This is a genomic window from Pseudomonas sp. FBCC-B35, assembly GCF_059133755.1.
The window spans coordinates 648160-674041 of record NZ_CP101439.1; the positions used below are offsets into that span (position 1 = coordinate 648160).

Sequence of the window (25882 nt, forward strand, 5' to 3'; positions counted from 1 at the left end):
CTTGCCCGATCTCGACTAAATTCCCCCCGAACAACTGCGCACGCTAGCGGCGCAGTTGCTGTCGAGGGTCGACACCATGGGCCGGAAGATCCATCATGGCGAAACGATCATCGAGCGGCTCTCTCACGAGATCGCCATCCTCAAGCGCCATAAGTTTGCCAAGCGCAGTGAGCAGATCAGCCCGGCGCAAGGCAATTTGCTGGATGACTTGCTCAACATCGACCTCGAAGCCATCGATGCCGCGTTGAAAGCACTTCGTCCTGCCCCGGCGCCGGACGAACCACGCCAACAACCCAAGCGCGCGCCGTTGCCACCGCAGTTCCCACGTACTGTCATTCATCACGAGCCAGAGAACACCGAGTGTGCCTGCGGCTGCCAGTTGCAACGCATTGGCCAAGACGTCAGCGAGAAACTGGATTACACGCCAGGCGTGTTCACCGTTGAACAGCACGTACGTGGCAAGTGGGCCTGCCGTCAATGTGAAACACTGTCTCAAGCGCCAGGGCCGGCCCAGGTGATCGACAAGGGTATCCCCAATGCCGGCTTGTTGGCCCATGTGATGGTCGCCAAGTTCGCCGACCATCTTCCGCTGTACCGGCAGGAAAAAATCTTTGGCCGTGCCGGCCTGGCGATCCCGCGTTCGACGCTGGCTCAGTGGGTCGGCCAAACCGGCGTGCAACTCCAGCCGTTGGTGGATGCACTGCGCGAAGCAGTGCTGGGGCAACGCGTGATGCACGCTGATGAGACTCCCGTACAGATGCTAGCGCCGGGGGAGAAGAAAACGCACCGCGCCTATGTCTGGGCTTACTGCACAACGCCGTTCTCAGCACTGAAAGCTGTGGTCTACGACTTCAGTCCCAGCCGGGCTGGTGAGCATGCGCGTAACTTCCTTGGCACGTGGAACGGCAAACTGGTCTGCGATGACTTCGCGGGTTACAAGGCCAGCTTCGAGCTGGGCATCACCGAAATCGGCTGCATGGCCCACGCCCGCCGCAAGTTCTTCGACCTGCATGTGGCGAACAAAAGCCAACTGGCAGAGCAGGCACTGAACTCGATTAGCGGTTTGTACGAGGTTGAGCGGCAAGCCAAGGAAATGGGCGATGAAGATCGCAAGCGATTACGCCAGGAAATGGCAGCGCCCATCGCAAAGAAATTGCATGAATGGATGCTGGCTCAACGCGAGCTTGTGCCTGAAGGATCGGCTACAGCTAAGGCTTTGGATTACAGCTTGAAACGCTGGGTAGCGCTGATGCGCTACCTCGATGATGGTGCTGTGCCCAGCGACAACAACCAGGTCGAGAACACGATCAGGCCATGGGCACTGGATCGTTCTAACTGGCTGTTCGCCGGATCTATGCGCAGCGGCAAACGGGCTGCGGCAATCATGAGCTTGATCCAGTCGGCACGCATGAACGGTCATGATCCGTATGCTTATCTCAAAGATGTGCTGACGCGATTACCGACCCATAAGGCTAGTGAGGTCTCGAGTCTGCTGCCTCACCATTGGCGTTAACGGGCTTTTCATCCTGCGGGACTGCCTCGCTGTACGGGGTGCGGTTGTAAGATTGCGCCTTTCACCGGTATTATTCGTGGGTCATTTCTACGACATCTCGAAGGGAATTACCTTTGCCCCGTTCCAACTGGCTGCCTACGCCGCCTTAGCGCTACGCCCCCCTCGCAATACTCTGACCGCCTCATAGCTGCGGTCGCGTTCTGCTGCGCCTGATTTTTGGTCGCCGCTATCTCACAACCTAAATGAAGACAGAAGCACCTGCATTGCTCAGCGCTGGCCGCTGTGCGTCATGCCGTGCCTGCTATAGGTAAACCATGCTTGAAAAAATCAAAGCTGCCTGGCTATCAAATGTCCGGGCTGACGTTCTTGCTGGACTCGTTGTTGCGCTCGCCCTCATTCCCGAGGCTATCGCCTTCTCGATCATTGCCGGAGTCGACCCCAAGGTTGGCCTTTACGCCTCATTCTGCATTTGTACCGTGATCGCATTTGTCGGTGGTCGGCCCGCAATGATCTCTGCGGCCACGGGGGCTATGGCTTTGCTGATGGTGAATCTGGTCAAGGATCATGGCCTTCAGTACCTGCTTGCTGCCTCATTGCTTTGCGGCGTGCTGCAAATAGCAGCGGGATATTTAAGGCTGGGAGAGCTGATGCGCTTTGTATCGCGCTCGGTTGTAACTGGTTTCGTAAACGCTTTGGCGATCCTGATTTTCATGGCGCAGTTGCCCGAGCTGACTGGTGTTACATGGCCGGTTTACGCCATGACCGCTGGAGGCCTCGCGATTATCTATCTCTTCCCTCGACTGCCTGTTGTAGGGAAGCTGCTGCCATCGCCGCTAGTGTGCATCATTGTGCTCACCGCAATCTCGGTACATATGGGCCTGAAAATTCATACGGTGGGAGATATGGGCTCATTGCCTGACAGCTTGCCGGTATTCATGTGGCCAAGCGTACCGCTGAATTTGGAGACCCTGCTGATTGTGCTTCCTTACTCAGCCGCGCTGGCAGTGGTAGGACTTTTGGAGTCCATGATGACCGCGACCATCGTGGATGACCTGACGGACACCACCAGTGACAAGAACCGTGAGTGTAAAGGTCAGGGAGTTGCCAATATCGCAACCAGCCTCATAGGAGGCATGGCCGGCTGCGCCATGATTGGCCAGTCTATGATCAACGTTAAGTCAGGCGGTCGCACGCGTCTTTCTACCTTGTTTGCCGGAGTTTCTCTGCTGATCATGATGATCTTCCTTGGCGATTGGCTGGCCCGGATACCAATGGCCGCGCTGGTTGCAGTAATGATCATGGTGTCTATCAGTACCTTCAGTTGGGGATCGATCCGAAATCTCAAGGAGCATCCGCCCTCAACCAACATCGTTATGGTTGTCACCGTTGTGGTTGTAGTTGCGACTCATAACCTGGCGTTCGGAGTAGTCGCAGGCACCCTGCTAGCCGCGATGTTTTTCGCAAACAAAATCGGCCACTACCTGGACGTGTCCTCTAAGCGTGATCCCGATAATGCTCACCGGACGTACTACGTGGCGGGGCAAGTATTCTTTGGTTCAGCAGACAGATTCTCAAATGCTTTTGACCTCAAAGAGCGGCTAGACACCCTGACGATTGACCTGCGTGAAGCTCATTTTTGGGACATCACAGCCGTGGCTGCGCTGGACAAGGTTGTGCTCAAGCTTCGTCGCGAAGGTATCCAGGTAGATGTGATCGGGATGAACCAAGCGACTTCAACGCTGGTGGATCGCTTCGGAATACATGACAAACCCGATGGTATTGACACGCTGATAGGACATTAACGGTGATCCCCGGGGGCAATGTCTACCGACTTGCTTAGGCACGTACACGGCCAATGGGAGGCCATTGGTCTGTGGCTAGCAGTCAATATGCATTAACGGGACGCTTACCGCACAGCGGCCATCATGAGCTTGATTCGGTCGGCCCGCATGAATGGGCATGATCCGTATGCCTATCTCAAGGACGTGTTGACGCGATTGCCAACACAGTGGGCTAGCGAGATTGAGGCTTTGCTGCCGCATCAGTGGACGCCAGCTTAACGAGCGCAAGGTGTGTTCGCTGGCCGCTTACGGTACTTCCAGAGACCGTGCAGCCTTACTTGCAGTACAGAGCCTGGCCTGACAAATCTGCCAGTTTTTTTCACCCGGCACATTGCACATCATTAGATACCCCGATAGGACTAGGTGTGTCTCATGTGTCATACAGCAAGCTTGGTATCACGGACTGGCCAAGCATTCTCCTATTTGCCCTATGGCGACCAACGCTGCGCCCCACGCCTCTATGGACTGGCTTACAGCGGCCAGCTACTGGACCGTAGTACCGGGGGGTATCTGCTCAAGAGAAGGATGTACCAACCCCAGCTGAGGCGTTTCTACACCCCAGATCCGCTGAGTCCTTTCCTAAAGGGAGGCTTGAACGCGTATGCCTACTGCGAAAACGATCCGGTTAATTTCAACGATCCTGAAGGGAGTAACCGATTCAAGTTGTATAAAAGTAATCTAGAGCCTGTTTGGAACAAGATCGAAAATAGAAAACTTCGGCTGAAGGGCTTCTCTTACGACTCCTCAAAGCCCGAGGGTGAACGTATTAACAGGTTTCGTGTGAAAGTGGCAAATGGCCAACCGCTAGAGCGTGCTGACCCAGATGCTCCCACGAGTGGTTCTTTCTATGTTAACGAGGACCAATCTCTGTTCATAAGTGAGTATCTCGTTGCCAATGACAAGGTGGGTTTGTATCGGTTGAAAGATTTCGGTTTCATCGAAGCAGGCTTTACGTTGAAGGATGTGAACCCTACCCATATCAAAGTGGTAAATGGAAAACCTGTACCGGATAGCAACATGATCATGGTCAACGATTCAGGCAAGACCGATTATTCGAAACAGGATCTGCGACTGCCTGGGTTGAACGACGCAATCCGCAAAGGGCAGCCTGGAATGCGTTGATCACTCATTGCAAGGTAAGCAGCTGGTGGCACAGCCGGGGCTTGAGTAGCCCCGATTGCACAAAGCGAGGACAGGCCTGTGAAACCTGCGATCAGCCCGTCGTATTCCCCTGCCGCCCCACCCACGCCGCCGCTGCCCGACCGGCCCGCAGCCCGCTGGCGAAGCAGGCAGTCAGCAGATACCCGCCTGTTGGCGCTTCCCAGTCCAGCATCTCGCCCGCACAGAACACCCCTGGCATGTGCTTTATCATCAGCCCCTCATCCAGGCTTTCGAAACGCACCCCGCCGGCACTACTGATCGCTTCGTCCAAGGGACGAGTGCGCACCAGCGTGATCGGCAGGGCCTTGATCGCCTGGGCAAGGGCTGGCGGGTCGGCGAATGTGGCCGGGTCGGTCAGCTCGCGCAGCAGCGCCGCCTTGACCCCGTCCAGGCCCAATTGCCCTTGCAAGTGCTTGGCCATGGACCGCGAGCCCCTCGGGCGTGCCAGGGCCTGGGCAATCTTGTCCACAGGCTTGTCCGGCAGCAGGTCCAATATCAGCACACCGCTGCCACATTGCTCGATGGCCGCACGCACCTGCGCCGACCAGGCGTAGACCAGGCTGCCTTCCACACCCTGGGCGGTCAGGATGAACTCGCCTTTGCGCGGCGCACGGCCTGGCACGCTCAGGGCAATGTTCTTGACCGGCGCCCCTGCGAACTTGTCGGTGAGCACCGCACTCCAGCCCGCGACCTCGAACCCGCAATTGCTCGGTCGCAGGGGTGAGATATCCACAGCGCGGTCAGCCAGGGTTGCCTGCCAGCGCCCATCCGATCCCAGCCGCGCCCAACTGCCGCCACCCAGTGCCAGTACGACCACGGCGGGCCGGACCAGCCGCTCGCCCTGTGGATAAGCAATGCGCAACGCGCCGTCCTCGCTCCAGCCCAGCCAGCGATGACGGTTGTGGATAACCACGCCGGTTTCACGCAGGCGCTTGAGCCACGCGCGTAAGAGCGGGGCGGCCTTCATGTCGGTTGGGAACACGCGGCCCGAGCTGCCCACGAACGTGGCGATACCCAGCCCGTGAATCCACTGGCGCAAGGCGTTGGCGTCAAAGTCGCGCAACAGCCCGTCAACCTCGCTTTGGCGCTCGGCATACCGCGCCGCGAAGGCAGGGTAGGGCTCGGAATGGGTGATGTTCATGCCGCCCACGCCTGCCAGCAGAAACTTGCGACCCACCGAAGGCATGGCGTCGAACACTTCCACCGAAAGCCCGGCCTGTGCCAGGGCTTCAGCCGCCATCAGGCCGGCGGGGCCGCCCCCAATGACAGCGGCGACAGGAGGGGCGGGGTGACTTACTTCGGACATGATGGGCTGCAGGCTGTGGAAAAGATGCGCATTCTAGCGCAGCACAGCCCTCACAAGCACTGATCAAAAAATGATCAATGTCGCGCAAGCAGCGCTATTAAAGGGCTACAGCCTGTTTCGCTCAGGTTATCCACAAGCGGTTCCACAGTCATTGTGCACAACGCAAGACGTTGGCCGCCGTGTGATGAAGTACGCCGTGGCGCTTGGCCAGCGCTCTGCGATCCTTGCTGTAACCGCCCCCGATCACGCCCATGACCGGAATGTCGCGGCCCAGGCACTGGCCGAGCACGCGCGCGTCACGTGCGGCCAGCCCTGCATCGGTGATTTGCAGGTAACCCAGGGCATCGTCCTTGTGAACATCGACCCCGGCGTCGTACAGCACCAGGTCAGGCTGATAGAGCGGCAGCAGGTAATTGAGCGCCTCATCCACCACGTGCAGGTAAGCGTCGTCCCCCATGCCACGTGGCAGGGGGATGTCCCAGTCGCTTTGCGCCTTGCGGGCCGGGAAGTTCTGCTCGCAATGCAGGGAGACGGTAATGGCGTCGGGCGTGTCTTCAAGAATGCGCGCGGTACCGTCCCCTTGATGAACATCGCAATCGAAGATCAGCACCCGGTGCACGCGGCCGGCTTCGAGCAGGTAACGGCTGATCACGGCCAGGTCATTGAAGATGCAAAAGCCGGCTGGGTGGTCGTAGTGGGCATGGTGGGTACCGCCCGCCAGGTGACAGGCCACCCCGTGTTGCAGGGCCATCTCGGCCGTCAACAGCGAACCCCCGACTGCGCGCACGGTGCGCCGCGCCAGCGCTTCGCTCCACGGCAGGCCCAGGCGCCGCTGGTCCTCGCGGGATAGCTCGCCGTGCATGTAGCGCTCGATGTAACGGCGGTCGTGGGCCAGCGCAAGAATGTCATTGGGGCAGATCTCGGGCCGCAGCAACGCCTGGTCGGTGGTCAACCCACTGTCGATCAGGTGATCGTGCAGCAGACGAAACTTGTCCATCGGAAAACGATGGTCCGGCGGAAACTCCGGGCTGTAGTCTTCGTGGTAGATCAGCGGCAGCGACATGGGTTATCCACAACAAGAAACAGACTTGATCTTGCCATGACAGCCAACGGCTGTGGAAAACTTTGCTAGCCCAGCGTGCAAGCCGGTGCCCACCTATGCAACGGGCACTTTCAACGTGCGGCGCTGGCCAGCACGCGCTGCCATTCGGGCGCGTTCAACCGCCCTAGGATGCGTGCCTTGCCATTGTCGTCCACGGAAACGAACAAGGCACTGGCATAACCGCTGTCCCGTTCGCCGCCGGTAACGTTCTGCTGGCGAGCGAACTGATCGACGCAGCCGTTGTGGGTTACCAGCACCAGGTTGTGTTCAGGGCGTTTGGCTGCCAGCGCCTGAGCCGCGAAGCCGCCGTCGCACTGGCCGATCCATTCCCGCGTGGCCACCGGCTGCCCCAGAATGAAATGCGCCGTCTGCTGGGTGCGCACCTTCGGGCTGCTCAACAGGTCGGCATCGGCCAGCCCCAGGTGCTTGAGGCCTTCGCCCACGCGCCCGGCAGCCTGGCTGCCGGCGACCGTGATGCCAGCCGGGTCGCCCAGGCAGGGGCCCGGTGCGCTGTCACAGCGCTCGGCATGGCGGATCATGACGATCACCGCACCGTTGGCCCAGGCCTGGAGCAGGCCGCTTTTGCTGAGTTGTTGTTCGCTACCAAGGTCCACGATGGAGGTTCTCGTCATAAACCAGGAGGTCGATGCCGCCACGGCCAGGCACAGGCTCAAGGCGACGGTCACGGTGCTGCGGGGCAGCCATCGCTTGCGCGGTGAATGCATTGCGTAGGGCGGCAGAGTGTTGCTCGACAGCATGGGTGGCTCCGACAGGGAAACCGCGCGCTGGGCGCGGCAGGGATGGCGGCATTTTGCTAACCCGCGTGTTGCCAGCCGGTGAAGCGCATGTGAAAAATGCATTCGGCTACTCATTACCCGGTGCGCGGTCGTGCCTGCGCCTACGCTGTACAGTGCAGCACGCCAAAACGGAGCGAACCCCATGACCCCCATTCTGGAACTGGAAAGCGCGCGGCTGATTCTGCGCCAATGGCAGGACGAGGATCTGCGCGAGTTCGCTGCCCTGTGCGCCGACCCCCAGGTCATGCGCTACTTCCCCGCGCCGCTCACACGCCTTGAAGCGGCTGCCTTGATCGGCCGCATCCGCGGGCATTTTCATGAGTACGGGTTTGGCCTGTGGGCGCTTGAGCGCAAGGACAGTGGGGCTTTCATCGGCATGACGGGCCTGCTCAATGTCAACTTCGACGCGCCCTTCGCCCCGGCAGTCGAGATCGGCTGGCGCCTGGCACGTCGGCACTGGGGCCTGGGGTTTGCCAGTGAGGCGGCCTGGACGTGCTTGCGCTGTGCGTTTGCCCAGTTGCAGGTCGAGCAGGTGGTGTCCTTTACCAGCACCCTCAACCTGCCCTCGCAGAAGGTGATGCAAGCCATCGGCATGGAGCAGGACCTGGCAGGCAGTTTCGACCACCCGCGTGTCGCCCTCGGCCATCCACTGCGCCCGCATGTGCTGTATCGGATCGATCGCGCGCGGTGGGAGCAGACCTTGCGGGCCGAGTGAACCGCCAGGGGGGCTGGCGATGTCAAACCCTGTATTATTTGCGCTATTGGACGGTGCGGCTCATGCGTGGGCCGCGCCGGTTGAATCGAGCGCCGGCCCACGGCGCCTTGTGAGCACGTCTTGCGTCTACGGAGAACCCTGATGAGTCATGTGTTGGACGACCTGGTCGACCTGTTGAGCCTCGAAGCCATTGAAGAAAACCTGTTCCGCGGCCGCAGCCAGGACCTGGGTTTTCGCCAGCTGTATGGCGGCCAGGTGCTGGGCCAGTCCTTGTCGGCCGCCAGCCAGACGGTAGAGGATGCCCGCCACGTGCACTCGCTGCACGGCTACTTCCTGCGCCCGGGCGATGCCAGCCTGCCGGTGGTGTACTCGGTGGACCGCGTGCGTGATGGCGGCAGTTTCAGTACCCGACGCGTCACGGCGATTCAGAAGGGCAAGACGATCTTCACCTGCAGCGCCTCGTTCCAGTACGACGAGGACGGGTTCACCCACCAGGCACAGATGCCCGATGTGGTCGGCCCTGAAAACCTGGCCACCGAAGTGGAACTGGCCAGCGCCATGGCCGATCAGCTTCCTGAGCGCATCCGCGACAAGGTGCTGTGCGCCAAGCCCATCGAGATTCGCCCAGTAACCGAGCGTGACCCGTTCAACCCCAAGCCCGGCGACCCGGTGAAATACGCCTGGTTCCGCGCCGACGGCAATCTGCCGGCTATCCCTGCGCTGCACAAGTACATCCTGGCCTACGCCTCTGATTTCGGACTGCTGACCACATCGATGCTGCCCCATGGCAAGTCGGTCTGGCAGCGGGACATGCAGATCGCCAGCCTGGACCACTCTTTGTGGTTCCACGGCAACCTGCGGGCTGATGAATGGCTGCTGTACGCCACCGACAGCCCCTGGGCTGGCAATGCCCGTGGCTTCTGCCGCGGCAGCATCTTCAACCAGGCCGGCCAACTGGTCGCCTCGTCCAGCCAGGAAGGCCTGATCCGTCATCGCAAGGACTGGGCATGAACCTGGGCCAGGTGCGCCATTGGGTGTTCGACATGGACGGCACCCTGACCGTGGCCGCGCATGATTTTGCCGCTATCCGCGTGAAGTTGGGCATTCCTCCCAAGGACGACATTCTGGCGCACCTGGCGGCTCTGCCCGCAGACGAAGCCGCCGCCAAGCATGCCTGGCTGCTGGAGCACGAGCGTCATCTGGCGCTGGCCTCCAAAGCTGCCCAGGGGGCGGTGGAGCTGGTCCGTGAGCTGGCCAGCCGTGGTTGCCAGCTGGGCATCCTCACCCGCAATGCCCGCGAACTGGCACACATCACGCTCCAAGCCATTGGCCTTGCCGACTGTTTTCCGGTGGCGCACATTCTTGGCCGTGACGAAGCGCAGCCCAAGCCCAGCCCGGATGGGCTGCTCAAGATTGCCGGCGCCTGGGGCGTCGCGCCGCAGGCGATGGTGATGGTGGGCGACCACCGCTTCGACCTCGACTGCGGGCGAGCCGCCGGCGCGGGCACGGTGCTTGTGAACCAGCCGGACGACGCCTGGCCGGGCCTTGCTGACCGACATGCGCCCGACTGTCATGCCTTGAAGCGTATGCTGGGCTGACCCCACGCTCGCCGACCACTTTCCTTTTTACAGATGGAGCACTCGACCATGAGCAGCAAGGCGATCTACGTTCAACCCGGCGGCGGCTACGACAAGGTCGAGGTCGGCACCTGCGAGGCCACTGCCCCAGGCGTGGGTGAAATCACCGTACGCTTGCATGCCAGCTCCCTCAATTACCACGACTTCGCCGTGGTCAGCGGCATGTGGGGCCCAGCCGAACGGCGCATCCCGATGGCCGACGGTGCTGGCGAGGTGATCGCCGTGGGCAGCGGCGTCAGCGACTTTCAGGTCGGTGACAGCGTGGTCAGCACCTTCTTCCCTGACTGGCTGGATGGTGAGGCCAATGTCGAGGGCTTTGCCCGGGTGCCGGGTGATGGCCTGGACGGTTATGCCCGTGGCCATGTGACCGCGCTGGCCACGGCCTTCACCCGCGCGCCCAAGGGCTTCAGCCACGCCGAGGCCGCGACCTTGACCACCGCCGGGCTTACCGCCTGGCGCGCGCTGATGAGCGACGATCACCTCAAGCCCGGTGACACGGTGCTGGTACAGGGCACCGGCGGGGTGTCGATCTTTGCCCTGCAGTTCGCCAAGCTGGCCGGTGCGTCGGTGATCGCCACCTCTTCCAGCGATGCCAAGCTCGAGCGGCTCAAGGCCTTGGGCGCCGACCACGTGATCAACTACACGCGCACGCCGGCCTGGGGCGAAAAGGTGCGTGAGCTGACCGACAACCGTGGGGTGGACCATGTGATCGAAGTCGGCGGGCCCGCCACCCTGGAGCAATCGATGATCGCCGCACGCATCGGGGGCCATGTCTCGCTGATCGGCATTTTGACCGGTGTGGCGGGGCAGCTGCCGCTGGTGCAGGCCCTGGTGCGGCAGATCCGCCTGCAGGGTGTGCTGGTAGGCAGCCGTGCCCAGCAGCAGGCCATGGTCCGGGCCATCGAGGCCAACGGCCTGCGCCCGGTGGTGGACAAGCACTTCGAGCTCGAACACATCGTCGATGCGTTTCGCTATCAGGAAAGCAACCGCCATTTCGGCAAGATCTGCCTGACCTGGTAACGCCTTGGGGTAACGGGATGTAATGGCTGGCGACCAGACCAATACATTCGCGCACATCGGGAGTACAGGCGGCTGGCTAGAATGCCCGGCTCCGTTGCGACTGATTCTCTCTTCAAGAGGACGCCCCGATGTGCCTGTTCCCCCGTTTGCGGCAGCGCCTGCTGCCTGCCTTGCTGCTGCTGGCGTCCTGCCTCGGCTTTGCCCACACCGCCCAAGCCCTGCAAGTTACCGATGTGCTGGGGCGTACCGTCGAGCTTGACCACGCCCCGCAACGTATCGTGCTGGGCGAGGGGCGTTTGTTCTTCGCCCTGGCGCTGCTCGACCGTGATAACCCCTTCCAGCGCGTGGTGGGCTGGCAGAACGACATGCGCTTGCTGGACCCGCATACCTATGAGGTCTACGCCCGGCAGTACCCGCAGATCGCCAAGCTGCCCTTGATAGGGCAGGCCTCCGAGCAGAGCGTGAGCGCCGAGCAGATCCTGTCGCTCAAGCCTGACCTGGCCATTTTCAGCATCGCCGGCGAAGGCCCGACCCAGCACAGCCCGGTGGCCGATCTGCTGGCCAAGGCCGGCGTGCCGGTGTTGTTCATCGATTTTCGTGTGCACCCCATGCGCAATACCCACGTCAGCATGCAGGCGCTGGGTACGCTGCTAGGCCGTGAACAGCAGGCGCAGCAGTACCTCGACCTGTACGACCGTCACCTGGAGCAGGTGAAAGCGGGCGTGGCTGGCATCAAGGAAAGCGAGCGGCCCAAGGTGTTTCTGGAATTGCTGGCCGGGGTGTGGCAAGCGCCTGGCCATACCACTGGCAAAAGCGGCTTGGGCAGTGTGGTCCAGGCGGTGGGTGGCCATAACATCGGTGCCGACGTGGTGCCCGGTGCGCTGGGCGATGTGAGCGTCGAGTACGTGCTGCAAGCCGACCCCGACGTCTATATCGCCACCGGCAACCGCGCCCCCGGCGTACTGCTGGGGGCCGGGGTTTCCGAAAAAACGGCCCGGGACAGCCTGGCGAAGATCACCGCCCGCCCGGAATTCGCCCCCTTGCGGCCCATTCAGGCCGGCCAGGCCCATGGCTTGTGGCATGACTTCTACAACTCGCCGTTCAACATCCTTGCAATTGAAGCGATGGCGCGCTGGGTGCACCCGGAGCGGTTCAAGGACATCGACCCGCAAGCGACCATGGCCGAGATCAACCGCATGCTCAAGGTAGGGCTGGACGGTCAGTACTGGGTCGACGCCCAGTGACCGCACAGGCGCTGCCAGGCGTGCAACAGGCCGCCTGGCACTACCGCCGGCTGCTGTGGCGGCGTACCGGGCTGGTTGCCGGGCTGGCCGTGCTGTTGCTGGTTTCGGTCTTGAGCGACCTGGCCAGCGGTGCGTCGGGGATGAGCCTGGGGCGACTGGTGCAAGGCCTGTTCGACCCGGCCACGCTCAGCGCCACGGAGCGGGTGATCATCTGGAACGTACGCTTGCCCTACGCGCTGATGGCGGTGCTGGTGGGCACGGCACTGTCGCTCGCAGGGGCCGAGATGCAGGCAATCCTCGACAACCCGCTGGCCAGCCCCTTTACCCTGGGGGTGTCCTCGTCAGCGGCACTGGGGGCTTCGCTTGCCATCGCCTACCCGCTCAGCATCGCCTGGATGACGGCGGGGGTGCAGGTGACGGTGATGGCCTTCGTCTTCGCCTGCCTGTCGGTGGTGTTGTTGCAGGCCATGTCGCGGCTTCGCGGGGCGGGCGTGGAGAGCCTGGTGCTGTTCGGCATCGCCCTGGTGTTCAGCTGCAATGCCCTGGTGTCGCTGTTGCAACTGCTGGCCACCGAAGACGTATTGCAGCAACTGGTGTTCTGGACCATGGGCAGCCTGGCTCGGGCCGATTGGAACAAACTCGGCATTCTGGCGCTGGTCGTGGCGCTGGTGTTGCCGTTTTCGCTGCGGGCGGCACCTTCGATGACGCTGCTGCGCATGGGCGAGGACCGGGCGCGCAGCTTCGGTGTGGACACCCGGCGGCTGCGTTTTGCCTCGCTGCTGCGCATCAGCCTGTTGTCGGCAACCGCCGTGGCATTCGTTGGCACCATCGGCTTCGTCGGCCTGGTCGGGCCGCACATTGCGCGCTTGCTGGTGGGTGAAGACCAGCGGTTCCTGCTGCCGGCCAGCGCGCTGGTGGGCGCACTGATGCTGTCGTTGTCCTCCATTGCCAGCAAGCTGATCATGCCAGGCGTCATCGTGCCGGTCGGCATCGTCACCGCCCTGGTGGGGGTACCGATTTTCGTGACGCTGGTGTTCCGGCGGGGGAGAAAGCTGTGAGCCTGGTGATCGACAAGGTTTCGGTCGCCTACGGTGCGCGGCAGATTCTGCACGAGGTCAGCCTGCCTGCCTTGCCCGGAGGCAGCCTGGTGGCGCTGGTGGGGCCCAACGGGGCGGGCAAGTCCACGCTGCTCAGGGCCCTGGCAGGGCTCGAACGCATGCGTGGCGGCCTGCGCCTGGATGGCCAGGACGTGACCCGCCTGGCCTTTGCCGAGCGCGCTCGACGGCTAGCCTACATGCCCCAGCAGTTGCCCCCCGGCATTGCCCTCGGCGTGCTGGAAAGCATCATGGCGGCACTTCGCGTAGGCAGCGCGGACGACCTGCTGGGCCAGGCCTTTGCGGCCCTGCGCCAGCTGGGTATCGAGCACCTGGCCCAGCGCTCGCTGGACAGCTTGTCCGGTGGGCAACGGCAATTGGTGGCGCTGGCCCAGTTGCTGGCGCGCAACCCGCAGGTGCTGCTGCTCGACGAGCCCACCAGCGCGCTTGACCTGCATTATCAATTGCGGGTCATGGACGCCGTGCGTGAGCGCGTGCAGGTGCATCGCCTGTTGGCGGTGGCGGTGCTGCACGACATCAATCTGGCTGCCAGCCATGCCGACTGGCTGGTGGTGCTGCGCGAGGGCAGGGTGGTCGCCAGTGGTACGCCGCAGGATGTGTTGGTGCCCGACCTGCTGGCGCAGGTGTATGGCGTCCAGGCGCGGGTCGAGCGCTGTTCCCAGGGGCGGCTGCAAGTGCTGGTCGACCACGCCTTGGCCTGATGCCCGCGCCACCCGCTACATGCTGGACAGGTAGCGGGTGCAACACACTCGAATGAAAAACAGAAGCGTCATTGGCGTTGATGGCGCGTTCGGACATGCCAATCGCGACATTTGTCGCTTGCACAAAAGCGCTGTCGTGATCGAACAGTTCCGGGGCGTTCTCGTGTAATTTCCCTCATCCCTGCGGGGCTTAAATGAAGCCCGACCCCCACTGGCACGTTGCCTTGTGATGCGCTGCAAAGATCAACAACAGAGCGCAAGCAACCTGTCGACCTGAACCCTTCAAGGAGCTATTTTCGCCTACGCCTGCCCGTCCATCCTTGTGTCAGCAAAAAGAGAACAACATCAATGAACACCGTGGGATCTGATGGCAACCTTGCACAAGGTTTCAAGCCACGTCATGTAACGATGCTGTCCATCGCCGGCATCATCGGCGCCGGACTTTTCGTCGGCTCGGGCCACGCCATTGCGGCAGCCGGCCCGGCTACCATAATCTCCTATTTCGTGGCCGGGACCTTGGTCGTCCTGGTCATGCGTATGCTCGGCGAAATGGCCGTCGCGCACCCCGATACCGGTTCCTTTTCCACCTACGCCGACCAGGCCATCGGCCGCTGGGCCGGCTACACCATCGGCTGGTTGTACTGGTGGTTCTGGGTGCTGGTCATTCCCATCGAAGCCCTGGCGGCAGGGCATGTGCTCAACGCCTGGTTCCCGCAGATAGACAGTTGGATATTCGCCTTGGCGTCGGTGCTGCTGCTGGCAGGTACCAACCTGTTCAGTGTGGCCAAGTACGGTGAGTTCGAGTTCTGGTTCGCCATTTTGAAAGTGACTGCGATCCTTGCCTTCATCAGCCTCGGCTTCGCGGCGCTGATGGGGTGGCTGCCCAACCGTGAAGTCAGCGGTTTGAGTGGGCTGATTGCCGAGCATGGCGGTTTTGCGCCCAATGGCTGGGCGGCGGTGGTGGGCGCGTTCATCACCGTGATGTTCAGCTTCATCGGTACCGAGGCGGTGACCATCGCGGCGTCGGAATCCAGCGATCCTTCGCGCAACATCGCCAAGGCCACCCGTTCGGTCATCTGGCGCATCAGTACCTTCTACATCCTCTCCATCTTCGTGATCATTTCCGTCGTGCCGTGGAACGACCCACAGTTGGCTGTGGTGGGCTCGTATCAGCGTGCACTGGAAATCATGAACATCCCCAATGCGGCCTTGCTGGTCGACCTGGTGGTGCTGGTAGCGGTCACCAGCTGCATGAACTCCTCGATCTACATCGCCTCGCGCATGATGTATTCGCTGGCCAAGCGTGGCGATGCGCCGGCAATGCTCAAACACACGTCCAAGGTCGGCGTACCCCGTGCTGCGGTGTTCGGCAGCACCCTGATCGGTGCATCCATCGCCGTGCTCAACTACTTCGCACCCAAGGGCGTGTTCGAGTTCCTGCTGGCAAGCTCAGGTGCCATCGCGCTGCTGGTCTACATGGTCATCGCCATCTCCCAACTGCGCATGCGTCGCCGTCTTGAGCGGGAGAATACTGAGCTCAAGTTCCGCATGTGGCTGTTCCCCTGGTTGACCTGGGCGGTGATCATCTTCATTGCCCTGGCCTTGGCGGTGATGATGTACACGCCCGAGCACCGGGCGGAAGTGAGCGCCACGCTGGGGCTTGCGATCCTGATTTCCTTCCTGGGTATCGTGACGACACGCGGTCATGCGCAGCCTGTGGGGGCGCGGTCGTTGGGTTGAGATGAGCTTTGCTGGAGCCTCGAGGCTGCGATGCGGCCTCAGGGTTATCAGCTTCGCAACTCAGGGTGCTGGGGCCGCTTTGCGGCCGACGCATCCAATGGCCCGGCCAAACCGGCCGAGCATACACACTGGCACCCCCCTACCGAATGATGGAAAATCGCGCCTCGCCCGTCTGGGCGTCGCTGTCAACGACACGGATGTGAGGCGCTTTTCTCGCTGCGCCTGCTTCGATTTTCCAGAGTAAGGATACGTCCCCATGACCCTGTGTAGATTCCTCCTGCCCATGCTGGCCGCCATGGCCCTGACCGGCTGCGTCACGACCGAGCAAATGCCCGACGGTCGTACCAAGGTTCGTTTTTCCGACGACACGGTCAGCTCACTGACATCGATGATGCCTTCGGCCATGGCCAACGGAATTGCTGGCAGTGCTGGCAGTGAGCTGGACTTGATTGCCACCTTGCCCTCGAGCAGTGGCGAGTACCTCTACCTGGGCGGCAGGTTCGACGCCGAGTGCACTGCAGCCTTGTTCTACAGCGCCAAGTCCGGCAAACCACTCGCGACCAAGATCGACGACAGCTGCAGGATTCGCTACCTGGCCAGGCAGCAGGACCTCAAGGCGATTGGTAAACCCTACGACCGCGCAGCCCCTGTCGGCGAACTGGATGGCCCCCATCACCCCTATTGGGATTCGCTCACGCGCCGGGTCATTGGGCAGCTCGCCGCGCAGAAGCAGTTTAAAACGCGAGTAGGTGTCATCCCCCGCTATGACAAGGCAGGCACACCGTTTGTCACCCTCGGGTTCCTGGGCCAGGGCAAAAGTGAGGACTACGCCCTCAGGGCAACGCCAGCTCCGGCACCGGTGGTGTTCAGCGATCCTGCCGATGGCGTCCAGATGCGGGCCACCGCCGTCAGGCGACAGACTGACCTTGGTGAATCCATCAAGTGTGAAGCGTTGCTGGAGCCGCAAGCTGCCGTCGACCTGCGGCGCAAGCCGCCTTCGGTCAACACCAGTGACTTTACGCGTTACGTAGTGCCCATGAAGATCACGTCCATGAGCTGCACACGTCTGTACTAGGGCAGGCGGGAATGCCAGCCTTGCAGGGCTGGCAGCTCATAGGCGCTGGGCGGCGAGGCGATCAGCCTACTGCGCCGGGCGCTTGTCTTGCGTGCAGGCAACGTAGGTACTGCCCGACTCGCCCCGCAACGACACATCGTGGTTGCCAACTTCCTGGGTGTAATGCCCCAGGTCATCCTTGCCGATGCCGCTCAGCTTGGCGATGTCCTCGACGCGCTGGCCCTTGAACATCCCCGAAAACTCGTTGAAGTCACCTTCGCCGTCACTGGCAGCATGTACCGTCAGCTGCGTGATCGGTTGGCCGTAGACCTTCACTGGCTGCGCCAGCGAGTACTCAGCGTCCGACAGCTCCGACGCCTGGACGGTGGCCTGGCCCTTGGCCGCCGTGACCAGTGCATCGAACTGCTCGGGTGAGACCACGCGCTTGCACGTCAGAACTTGGCCGATACGCGTGAGAGCCTCGGTTTGATCGAGGTTTTCAGCGTGAGCGGTGGCCACGCCAGCAAGGCTGGCAAGCAGGGGCAGGATCAGGCGAGTCGTGTTCATGCATCAGTTCCTTCTGGTGGGTAGCCCCTATTGAGTGCCGGGGTCACCAATGGTTTCAAGGCGCCAGGGACGCTACCGGCCATGGCGTGAAGAGGCAGGCCACCCATGCTTTGGTCCGGTGCTCACGGCGCACTCGCCTGCCCTTGATCCAACCTGCCAAATTTCTTTGAGCAATGGACTACCATCGGATGGCCTAATGCAATTAAATGCGCCACCCGGACAACTATTCCGGCCAGTAACTGTCACTCACAAAACACCCGGTCATAGCGTGAAGGTGCCCGCTTTCACCACAGGAGCTCAGATACATGGCAGCACTGCAAAGCAGTACGTTGGACGCGGTCGAAAACAACCAGGACCAGTTGCTGACCCAGTGGTTGGCAGGCCTGGAAGCCAACGGTGCCACGCGCAACGTCAAGGAACAGGTGCTGGCCCAAGAGACACGCGAGTTCCTGCAACTGTTGGTGCAGGGCTTGAAGGGCCAAGGTGGCGCCAACCTGGCAGCCGCCGATTGGGAGGCCGTACGCCGGTTCCTCGAAAAGCTGTCGTCATCGCGCGCGCAGATGGGCCATGACTCCCACCAGGCCGTGTACTTCATCTACGCCCTGAAGCGTCCGCTGTTCGCCTTGCTGCAATCGCACTACAGCGCCGACCCGGCCACGCTGGCCGAGGAACTCTGGCGCGTGTCCGAGCTGCTCGACAGCATGGGCATGCACACCATGCGCACTTACCAGACTAGCCGTGAAAACGTCATTCGCCGCCAGCAGGAAGAACTGCTGGAGCTGTCCACGCCGGTGGTCAAACTGTGGGACGGTGTGCTGGCCTTGCCATTGATCGGCACCCTCGACTCCCAGCGCAGCCAGACCGTCATGGAGTCGCTGCTGCAGCGCATCGTCGACACCGGTTCGGAAATCGCCATTATCGACATCACGGGCGTGCCCACCGTGGACACCCTGGTGGCGCAGCACCTGCTCAAGACCGTGACGGCCATTCGCCTGATGGGCGCCGATTGCATCATCAGCGGCATCCGCCCGCAGATCGCCCAGACCATCGTGCACCTGGGCCTGGACCTTGGCACCCTGACCACCAAGGCTAACCTGGCCGATGCCCTGAAGCTGGCCCTGACCCGCGTGGGCAGCGACCTCGGCCAGCGAGCCTGAGCCATGGAGCGTATCCCGATCCTGCAGATGGGGGAATTCCTGCTGGTGACCATCCAGGTGGACATGCATGACCAACTGGCCCTCACCCTGCAGGAAGACCTGACCGACCGCATCAGCAGCACCTCCGCCCGCGGCGTACTCATCGACATCTCGGCACTGGACATGGTCGACTCGTTCATCGGGCGCATGATCGCCAGCATATCGGGCCTGTCACGCATCATGGACGCCGAGACCATGGTGGTCGGCATGCAGCCTGCCGTAGCCATCACCCTGGTGGAACTGGGCCTGACGTTGCCTGGGGTAAGTACGGCCTTGAATGTGGAACGCGGCATGCAAGTGCTGCGTCAGCGTGTGACCCGCAAATGAATGTGCGCGACAGCGGTAGCCTGCCGGTGCGCATCGAGCAGGATGTAGTCCTTGCGCGCCAGTTGGCCCGCAAGCTGGCGGGCGAGTGCGGCATGCGCCTGGTCGACCTGACCAAGCTGGTCACCGCCGTCAGCGAGCTGGCCCGCAACACCGTGGTCTACGGCCGTGGCGGCGACATGGACTGGCAGGTGCTGGAGGACTTCGGTCGCGTGGGCCTGCGCCTGCATTTTCGTGACGAAGGCCCCGGCATTCCCGATATCGGCCTGGCGTTGACCGACGGCTGGACCTCGGGCGCTGGCATGGGCCTGGGCCTGACCGGCGCGCGGCGCCTGGTGGATGAGTTCGAGTTGGATACCGCGCCTGGCGAGGGTACCCGTGTGACGATCACACGATGGGCGTGAGCATCGCTGCCAGCCAGACCTGCGTCGTACCGTTGGCTGACCCCAGTGACGTTGGCCACGCTCGACGGATCGCGCAAAAACTTGCTCAGGCCCACGGTCATGACGAAACGGACGCCGGACGTGTCGCGCTGGTGGTGACCGAGCTGTGCACCAACGTGCTCAAGCATGCCGGGCACGGCGAGCTTCATCTGCGGGCGCTGCCGCGCGGTGACGGCAGGTTTGGCATCGAAGTGCTCACCCTCGATCGCGCCCAAGGGTTCGATGCCCAAGCCTGCCTGGCCGACGGCTATTCGTCGGCGGGTACCCAAGGCATTGGCCTGGGCGCCATCGCCCGCCAGGCTCAAGTCTTCGACGTCTATGCCGATACCCGGGGAGCCGTGGTCCTGGCGCGGTTGTATGCCCAGAATGACCCAGGTACTGACCTGCGCTTCGGCGTCAGCCAGCATGCCCTCAATGGCGACCCAGCCTGCGGCGACACCTGGCACCTGACATTCGATGGGCAGCGCGTGAGCGCCCTGGTGATCGACGGGCTGGGGCATGGCAGCGAAGCCGAAGCGGCAGCCCAGGCGGGCGCGGCAGTGTTCGCACAGGCACCGTTCGCCCACCCGCAGCAGCAGCTTCTGGCCATGCACCAGGCGATGGCAGGCACACGCGGTGGCGCCGTGGCCCTGGCGCACTACGACGGCTGCAATGCACGGCTGAGCTACACCGGCATCGGCAACATCGGCGCGAGCCTGGTCAATGGCAGCCAATCACGAGGCCTGGCGTCAATGCCCGGCATCGTCGGCGGGCAATTCAGAAAAACCCAAGTGTTCGACTACGCTGATCTGAACGGAAATGTGTTGATCATGTACAGCGATGGCCTGCAGTCCCGGTGGAACCTCAAGGATTACCCTGGCCTGGTGCACCGTCATCCGGCCGTGATCGCTGCGGTGCTACACCGCGACTTCTGCCGAGGCCGGGACGATGTCACCGTACTTGTCATCGACCTGGAGCTGCCCAATGGCTGATGCCGCACTGATTGCCCGCCTGCAAGCCGAGAACGACGCCTTGCGCGCCGAGCTGGATGAAACCAACCAGGGTGTGCTGGCGCTGTATGCCGAGCTGGATACCCAGGCTGAGCACCTGCGCCAGGCCTCGGACCTCAAAAGCCGCTTCCTGTCCTACATGAGCCATGAGTTCCGCACCCCGCTGGGCTCGATCTTGAGCATCACCGGCCTGCTGACCGACGAGCTCGACGGGCCGTTGTCGGCGGAACAGCACCGTCAGGTCACCTTCATCAGTACCGCTACCCGCGAGCTGTCCGACATGGTCGACGACTTGCTCGACTTGGCCAAGATCGAAGCCGGTCGCATCACCATTTCGCCGGCCTGGTTCGACATGTTCGACCTGTTCGCCGCCCTGCGAGGCATGTTCAGGCCCATCGTCGATGCCACGGCCGTGGACCTCATCTTCGAAGAACATGCCGGCCTGCCGCGGCTGTACACCGATGACAAGAAGCTGGCGCAGATTCTGCGCAACTTCATTTCCAATGCCCTGAAGTTCACCTCACAGGGCGAAGTGCGTATTTCCGCCTGCCTGGAAGGCGATGACAGTATCCGTTTCGCCGTGAGCGACACGGGTATCGGCATTGCACCGGAGCTGCTGGGTACCCTGTTCGAAGACTTCGCCCAGGTGGACTCGCCGTTGCAGAAACGCTTGCGCGGTACGGGCCTGGGCCTGTCGCTGTGCAAGCGTTTTGCCGAGCTGCTGGGAGGTCATGTGGGCGTCGAGAGCGAGCCGGGCGTCGGCTCCTGTTTCTTCGTGGTGATCCCGCTTGCCCTCGCCCCGGAGAGCACTGAATGAATGCCGATGTGCGCTTGCTGATCGTCGATGACAACGTTGCCACCCGCTACGCCATGCGCAGGCGGTTGGCGGTGCACGGGTACCAGGTACTGGAGGCCGGCACGGGCGGCGAGGGCCTGGCGCTGATCCGCGACAGCCAGATCGACGCCTTGATCCTGGACGTGAACCTGCCGGACATGAGCGGCTTCGACATCGTCCGGCTGCTGCGTCAGGACCCACGCACGGCGCTGCTGCCAGTGATTCATGTGTCGGCCGCGTCGATCCAGAGCGGCGACATCATCACCGGGCTGAACGCTGGCGCCGATGCCTACCTGATTCACCCCGTCGACCCGGACGTGCTGCTGGCCACCCTGCGCACCTTGCTGCGCGTGCGCGACACCGAGCGCGCATTGCGCCAGAGCGAGGCACGCTTTCGCGAGATTTTCACCAGTGTGTCGGCGCCGATTGCCGTGATGGACGCCCAGCTGAAGGTGCATGAATGCAACCAGGCGTTCAGCTACCTGATCCAGGACAACCGCCACCCCGAGCAGCTGCACGACTGCTTCGCCGATGGGCAGGAGGCGGCGCTGGCCAGCCTGCGCGAGCACCTCATGGCTGGCGAGCGCTGGCAGGGCACCTTGAGCATGCAGGTGCATGGCCATGTACGCGAGACCGAGTGGCAGCTTTCGCCGTATCAGGCGCCGGGTTTGTGCCTGGTGTTCGTCGAGGACATCACCGAGCACCGTCACCGCGAACGCTCGCACCTGGCCCGGCTGGACGACGCGACCAGCCAGTTGGCCCATGAAGTGGCCGTGCGCGAACGCACCGAGGCGCAGCTGGTGCAACTGCAAAAAATGGAGGCACTGGGCAGCTTGACCGGCGGCATCGCCCACGACTTCAACAACCTGCTGACCGGCATCATCACCAGCCTCGAACTGATCTGCAAACGGGTGGCCGAGAACCGTGTCGACAGAGTGCCGCGCTATGCCGAAGCTGCGCTCAGCTCGGCCAACAGCGCGGCTTCGCTGACCCATCGGCTACTGGCCTTCGCTCGCCAGCAACCGCTGGACACCCGGCCGGTGGACGTCAACCGCCACGTGCGCTCGCTCGAAGAACTGCTGACCCGCACCATTGGCGAGCGCATCACGTTGACCCTGAACCTCTCCACCCAACCGGCCATCGCCCTGGTCGACCCGGTGCAGCTGGAAAGCGCGGTGCTCAACCTGGTGATCAACGCCCGCGACGCGCTGCCCAAGGGCGGGCGGATCTGGCTCGACACGGCCGCCATCTGGTCCCAGGAAAACCCCAATCTTGCCGACGGCCCCTATGTGATGGTCAGCGTGCGCGACAACGGCACCGGCATCGAACCTGAGTTGCTGGACAAGGTGTTCGACCCGTTCTTCACCACCAAGCCCGTCGGGCAGGGCACCGGCCTTGGGTTGTCGACCATCTATGGTTTCGCCCGGCAGTCCAGCGGCCACGTGATGCTCAACAGCGTGGTGGGGCAGGGCACCGAAGTGGCGCTGATGCTGCCGGCCAGCGCGCAGGCAGCCGTGCCCGTGGTGCGCGAGCGTGGGCTCGATCTACAGGGTAACGGCGAGCATGTGCTGATCGTCGAGGACATGGCCTCGGTGCGGCTGTCGGTGGCCGAAGCGCTGGCCGATGCCGGCTACCACTGCACACTGGCTTCGACCACCGACCAGGCGCTGGAATACCTGCGCGACGACCCGAGCCTGGACCTGATGCTGACCGACGTTGGCCTGCCAACGCTCAGCGGCCGAGAGCTGGCCGACCTTGCCCGTGGCTACCGGCCCGAACTGCCTGTGCTGTTCATGACCGGCTATGCCGATGCCGCGTTGGACCGGCAGGCGTTTCTCGGCGATGGCATGGACATGCTGATCAAGCCGTTCCGTATGGGTGAGCTGCTGGGCAAAGTGAGGCAGGCCATCGGTAAGGTGTAGGACCCAACCTACAACCGAAGTTAATTAATCTGAAAATAAATGAGGTGTTTTCTCATTCTCGTTCGGCAGGTAGGGAAGGCCGGAATACAGGCCGCCCGCCGATACGCTACGGAGCGAGAGAATGAGTTCTACCCCGGTTTCACCGCGCCACCCCCTGAACCGAGCCCTGCGTGGCGCCTTGCTCGGGCTCGTGGTAGGCAGCCATGTCCTGCCAGCCCTGGCCCAGCCTGCGGCCACTGACAGCAGCAGCCCGCTCAAGCAGTGGAACATTCCGGCAGGCCCGCTGGCGCCAGCGCTCGATCGTTTTGCCAGGGAAGCCGGCATCAGCCTCTCGTATGACGCGCAAAGCGTGGCCCACCAGACGACGCCGGGCGTCCAGGGCTCGCTGGGTACCGCAGCGGCCTTGTCTTCGCTGTTGCAGGGCAGTGACCTGCAATCTGAACAGCAAGGCCCCAACGCCTACCTGTTGCTGCCCCAGCCCAAGCCCACCGGCCCGCTGGAGCTGGGCGCCACCGAGGACTACCGCCTGGCCCCGGTGATCGTCAACGCCAAGGTCAAGGCCAGCGCCGACGACGACATCAACTCGGTCGTGGCCAAGGAGCTTTGGGTGGGGGGCAAGGTCGCGACCAGCATCCTCAATACCCCGGCGTCGGTATCGGTGGTGACCCGCAAGGAGATGGAGCAGCGCAGCGTCAGCACCACCGAAGAAGCGCTGCAGTACACCCCAGGGGTGATCAGCGACTTCTATGGGTCGGACGACCGTAACGACTACTTCCAGATTCGCGGCTTCCAGGCCACCACCTACCGTGACGGCCTGACGCTCAGCTCCATGCGTGGCGTGCGCGAAGACCCTTACGCCTACGAGCGTATCGAGATCATTCGCGGCGCCAACTCCACCCTGTTCGGCCCCGCCGACCCAGGCGGCTCGGTCAACTTCGTGACCAAACAGCCACGGTTCGAGCGCTTCGGCCAGGGCTACGTGACCTACGGTTCGTACGACCATGCCGAGACCGGCATCGATGTGGGCGATGTGCTCAACGAAGGCGGCACCGTGGCGGGGCGCTTCACGGCCAAGCTGCAGGACAGCGACCGTGAGTACGACCATTCCCGGGACGACAGCCGCCTGGTGATGGGCGGGCTGACCTGGGCACCGAGCGACTTCACCTCGGCCACCGTGGTGCTGGACTACCTGAAGACCAACAGCTCGCCCAACAGCGGTGGCTACCCGCTGGACAAGGAGTACGACCGCAGCAAGTTCTTCGGCGAGCCCGGCTACAACTTCCACGATGTGGAGCGCACCAGCCTGTCCGGCAACATCACCCACGACTTCGACAACGGCTTTGTATTGCGTGGCAACCTGCGCTACAGCGAACTGACCGACGATTTTGGCTACGCCTACTTGAGCGACAGCCCATCGCGGGTGGGCACGACCATCCCGCGCTATGTGTTCGGCACCGACAGCGACGCCGACCAGCTCAACGGCAACCTGATGCTGCAATACGATGCGCAGTTCGAGCACATCGACAGCAGCACCCTGGTGGGGGTGGAGTACCTCGACTCCTCGACCAAGCAGCGCTCGGTCTATAGCCTCGCCACCCCGATCGACATCGCCAACCCGGTGTTCACCGGCGTGCCGCGTGGCATCGAGCCCTACAGCCGCAAGAAGCAGGACGTGACCACCAAGGCTGTGTTCATGCAGCAGAACCTTTCGTTCTACGACCGCGTCATCGCCACCGCTGGCGTGCGCAATGACTCCATGGATCTGTCCAGCACCGAGTACGTGGGTGGGGCCGCCAAGCAGAGCGACGATTTGTCGGAAACCTCGTATCGCGCGGCGCTCACCTACATCGTCAACGACGAAGTGTCGACGTACGTGAGCATGGTGGAGTCGGTGTCCCCACCCCAGGTGGGCGTCACCCCGCAAACCGGCAAGCAGTACGAAGTGGGCGTGAAGTACTCGCCCATCGGCATGGACGCGATGTTCTCCGCTGCGGTGTATGACCTGACCCAGGAAAACGTCACCATCGCTGTGGTACTGCCCAGCGGCATCATCGAACAGCAAACCGTCGGTGAGTCCCACGCACGCGGCCTGGACCTGGAAGCCAAGGCCCAGGTGACGGCTGATATCAGCGTGATTGGCGCCTATTCGTACATGGACACCGACGTGAAACGCGGGTCGCTGTATGACGGCTCTTCGCTCAAGGGCAACGCTTTTGCCACCGCACCCAAGCACTCGGCTTCGTTGTGGACGTACTACGACATTCCGGCGACCGACGTGAGTGTCGGGCTGGGCGCACGGTACGTGGGGGCTTACTACATGGATGCGGCCAACACCAAGAAGACCGACGGCACCACGTTGTTCGATGCGGCATTCAAGTACCAGATCGCCAAGGGCACCGACCTGGCGGTGAACGTGAGCAACCTGTTCGATGAACAGCACGTGGTGGGCTCGGGGACGGCTGATTATTACAACCCGGGGCGTGAGGTGACGGCGCGGGTGAGTTATAGCTGGTAAGCCATTATTTGGGGGGCTGAGCAGTGTCTGTAGAGGCTGCAATCGATGGCCTGTGCAGTCTGGCCGTTGTGAGCCGCACGGTAGGCCTTGAGCTCTAATGTGGAGCTGAAATGTTGGGGCCGCTTCGCGGCCCATCGCGGCCGGT

The 25882-nt window shown here is 62.5% G+C and carries 23 protein-coding genes and 1 pseudogene; 20 read left to right on the forward strand and 4 right to left on the reverse strand.

Translation table 11 applies throughout. The features are described from left to right. Positions 1-19: 19 nt before the first annotated feature. The 4 genes and pseudogenes from tnpC to NMB38_RS02870 all read left to right on the forward strand — a co-directional run bounded on the left by tnpC (position 20) and on the right by NMB38_RS02870 (position 4476). Complete coding sequence (gene tnpC / locus NMB38_RS02855; protein WP_345956863.1) at positions 20-1513, forward strand: IS66 family transposase; 1494 nt, start codon at positions 20-22, stop codon at positions 1511-1513. Between the two features lie 314 nt (positions 1514-1827). After that, positions 1828-3315: a SulP family inorganic anion transporter gene (locus tag NMB38_RS02860; RefSeq protein WP_345956540.1), complete on the forward strand. Its 1488-nt coding sequence runs from the start codon at positions 1828-1830 to the stop codon at positions 3313-3315. A 96-nt stretch (positions 3316-3411) separates the two neighbouring features. Then, positions 3412-3573: pseudogene (locus NMB38_RS02865) on the forward strand (transposase domain-containing protein); the annotation flags it as partial. Positions 3574-3726: 153 nt separating this feature from the next. Beyond that, positions 3727-4476: an RHS repeat-associated core domain-containing protein gene (locus tag NMB38_RS02870; protein WP_081783942.1), complete on the forward strand. Its 750-nt coding sequence runs from the start codon at positions 3727-3729 to the stop codon at positions 4474-4476. 91 nt (positions 4477-4567) lie between these two features. Here the strand turns inward: NMB38_RS02870 and NMB38_RS02875 are convergent, their stop codons facing one another. From NMB38_RS02875 to pmrG, 3 genes are all read right to left on the reverse strand, one after another. Continuing rightward, positions 4568-5821 carry a TIGR03862 family flavoprotein gene (locus NMB38_RS02875; protein WP_110607066.1) on the reverse strand — a complete coding sequence of 418 codons (1254 nt, stop codon included), beginning with the start codon at positions 5819-5821 and terminating at the stop codon, positions 4568-4570. A 148-nt stretch (positions 5822-5969) separates the two neighbouring features. Then, on the reverse strand, positions 5970-6884 hold the full coding sequence (locus NMB38_RS02880) for a histone deacetylase family protein (RefSeq protein WP_027915218.1): 915 nt from the start codon (positions 6882-6884) through the stop codon (positions 5970-5972). A 110-nt stretch (positions 6885-6994) separates the two neighbouring features. After that, positions 6995-7681, reverse strand: a complete 687-nt coding sequence (gene pmrG / locus NMB38_RS02885; protein ID WP_242810066.1) for a lipopolysaccharide core heptose(II)-phosphate phosphatase PmrG — start codon at positions 7679-7681, stop codon at positions 6995-6997. Positions 7682-7862: 181 nt separating this feature from the next. Here pmrG and NMB38_RS02890 point away from each other — a divergent pair, with 181 nt between their 5' ends. The 9 genes from NMB38_RS02890 (at position 7863) to NMB38_RS02930 (ending at position 16967) form a co-directional block, all read left to right on the forward strand. After that, on the forward strand, positions 7863-8435 hold the full coding sequence (locus NMB38_RS02890; RefSeq protein ID WP_027915216.1) for a GNAT family N-acetyltransferase: 573 nt from the start codon (positions 7863-7865) through the stop codon (positions 8433-8435). 141 nt (positions 8436-8576) lie between these two features. Continuing rightward, the gene (tesB, locus tag NMB38_RS02895; RefSeq protein ID WP_345956542.1) at positions 8577-9446 is read left to right on the forward strand and encodes an acyl-CoA thioesterase II; all 870 of its coding nucleotides are present in this window, start codon (positions 8577-8579) and stop codon (positions 9444-9446) included. Next, positions 9443-10033 carry an HAD family hydrolase gene (locus tag NMB38_RS02900; RefSeq protein ID WP_132578063.1) on the forward strand — a complete coding sequence of 197 codons (591 nt, stop codon included), beginning with the start codon at positions 9443-9445 and terminating at the stop codon, positions 10031-10033. The genes tesB and NMB38_RS02900 overlap by 4 nt, the downstream gene beginning before the upstream one ends. Positions 10034-10081: 48 nt before the next feature. Beyond that, positions 10082-11092, forward strand: coding sequence for a zinc-dependent alcohol dehydrogenase family protein (locus NMB38_RS02905; RefSeq protein WP_088523411.1), 1011 nt, complete (start codon positions 10082-10084; stop codon positions 11090-11092). 128 nt (positions 11093-11220) lie between these two features. Next, on the forward strand, positions 11221-12336 hold the full coding sequence (locus NMB38_RS02910) for an ABC transporter substrate-binding protein (RefSeq protein WP_027915213.1): 1116 nt from the start codon (positions 11221-11223) through the stop codon (positions 12334-12336). After that, on the forward strand, positions 12333-13394 hold the full coding sequence (locus tag NMB38_RS02915) for a FecCD family ABC transporter permease (RefSeq protein ID WP_111475486.1): 1062 nt from the start codon (positions 12333-12335) through the stop codon (positions 13392-13394). The genes NMB38_RS02910 and NMB38_RS02915 overlap by 4 nt, the downstream gene beginning before the upstream one ends. Further along, positions 13391-14152, forward strand: a complete 762-nt coding sequence (locus NMB38_RS02920; RefSeq protein WP_345956543.1) for an ABC transporter ATP-binding protein — start codon at positions 13391-13393, stop codon at positions 14150-14152. The genes NMB38_RS02915 and NMB38_RS02920 overlap by 4 nt, the downstream gene beginning before the upstream one ends. Positions 14153-14500: 348 nt before the next feature. Next, positions 14501-15892, forward strand: a complete 1392-nt coding sequence (gene gabP / locus NMB38_RS02925; RefSeq protein ID WP_028687127.1) for a GABA permease — start codon at positions 14501-14503, stop codon at positions 15890-15892. Between the two features lie 256 nt (positions 15893-16148). Continuing rightward, entirely contained in the window at positions 16149-16967 is an 819-nt protein-coding gene (locus NMB38_RS02930; protein ID WP_110607062.1) for a hypothetical protein, read from the forward strand. Positions 16968-17033: 66 nt separating this feature from the next. On the opposite strand, the gene NMB38_RS02935 is transcribed toward NMB38_RS02930, so the two are convergent. Continuing rightward, entirely contained in the window at positions 17034-17513 is a 480-nt protein-coding gene (locus NMB38_RS02935; protein WP_042139356.1) for a hypothetical protein, read from the reverse strand. A gap of 305 nt (positions 17514-17818) precedes the next feature. On the opposite strand from NMB38_RS02935, the gene NMB38_RS02940 reads away from it, so the two are divergent. The 7 genes from NMB38_RS02940 (at position 17819) to NMB38_RS02970 (ending at position 25737) form a co-directional block, all read left to right on the forward strand. Further along, the gene (locus NMB38_RS02940; RefSeq protein WP_059183414.1) at positions 17819-18670 is read left to right on the forward strand and encodes an STAS domain-containing protein; all 852 of its coding nucleotides are present in this window, start codon (positions 17819-17821) and stop codon (positions 18668-18670) included. Between the two features lie 3 nt (positions 18671-18673). Beyond that, complete coding sequence (locus NMB38_RS02945) at positions 18674-19036, forward strand: STAS domain-containing protein (RefSeq protein WP_027915208.1); 363 nt, start codon at positions 18674-18676, stop codon at positions 19034-19036. After that, positions 19033-19437 carry an anti-sigma regulatory factor gene (locus NMB38_RS02950; RefSeq protein WP_242810070.1) on the forward strand — a complete coding sequence of 135 codons (405 nt, stop codon included), beginning with the start codon at positions 19033-19035 and terminating at the stop codon, positions 19435-19437. Before NMB38_RS02945 ends, NMB38_RS02950 begins: the two co-directional genes overlap by 4 nt. Further along, positions 19428-20447, forward strand: coding sequence for an ATP-binding protein (locus NMB38_RS02955; protein ID WP_181420247.1), 1020 nt, complete (start codon positions 19428-19430; stop codon positions 20445-20447). The genes NMB38_RS02950 and NMB38_RS02955 overlap by 10 nt, the downstream gene beginning before the upstream one ends. Then, on the forward strand, positions 20440-21282 hold the full coding sequence (locus NMB38_RS02960; protein WP_028687124.1) for a sensor histidine kinase: 843 nt from the start codon (positions 20440-20442) through the stop codon (positions 21280-21282). Before NMB38_RS02955 ends, NMB38_RS02960 begins: the two co-directional genes overlap by 8 nt. Continuing rightward, positions 21279-23222, forward strand: a complete 1944-nt coding sequence (locus tag NMB38_RS02965; RefSeq protein ID WP_049696665.1) for a response regulator — start codon at positions 21279-21281, stop codon at positions 23220-23222. Before NMB38_RS02960 ends, NMB38_RS02965 begins: the two co-directional genes overlap by 4 nt. Before the next feature lie 121 nt (positions 23223-23343). Next, the gene (locus NMB38_RS02970; protein WP_104925759.1) at positions 23344-25737 is read left to right on the forward strand and encodes a TonB-dependent siderophore receptor; all 2394 of its coding nucleotides are present in this window, start codon (positions 23344-23346) and stop codon (positions 25735-25737) included. Positions 25738-25882: the final 145 nt, after the last annotated feature.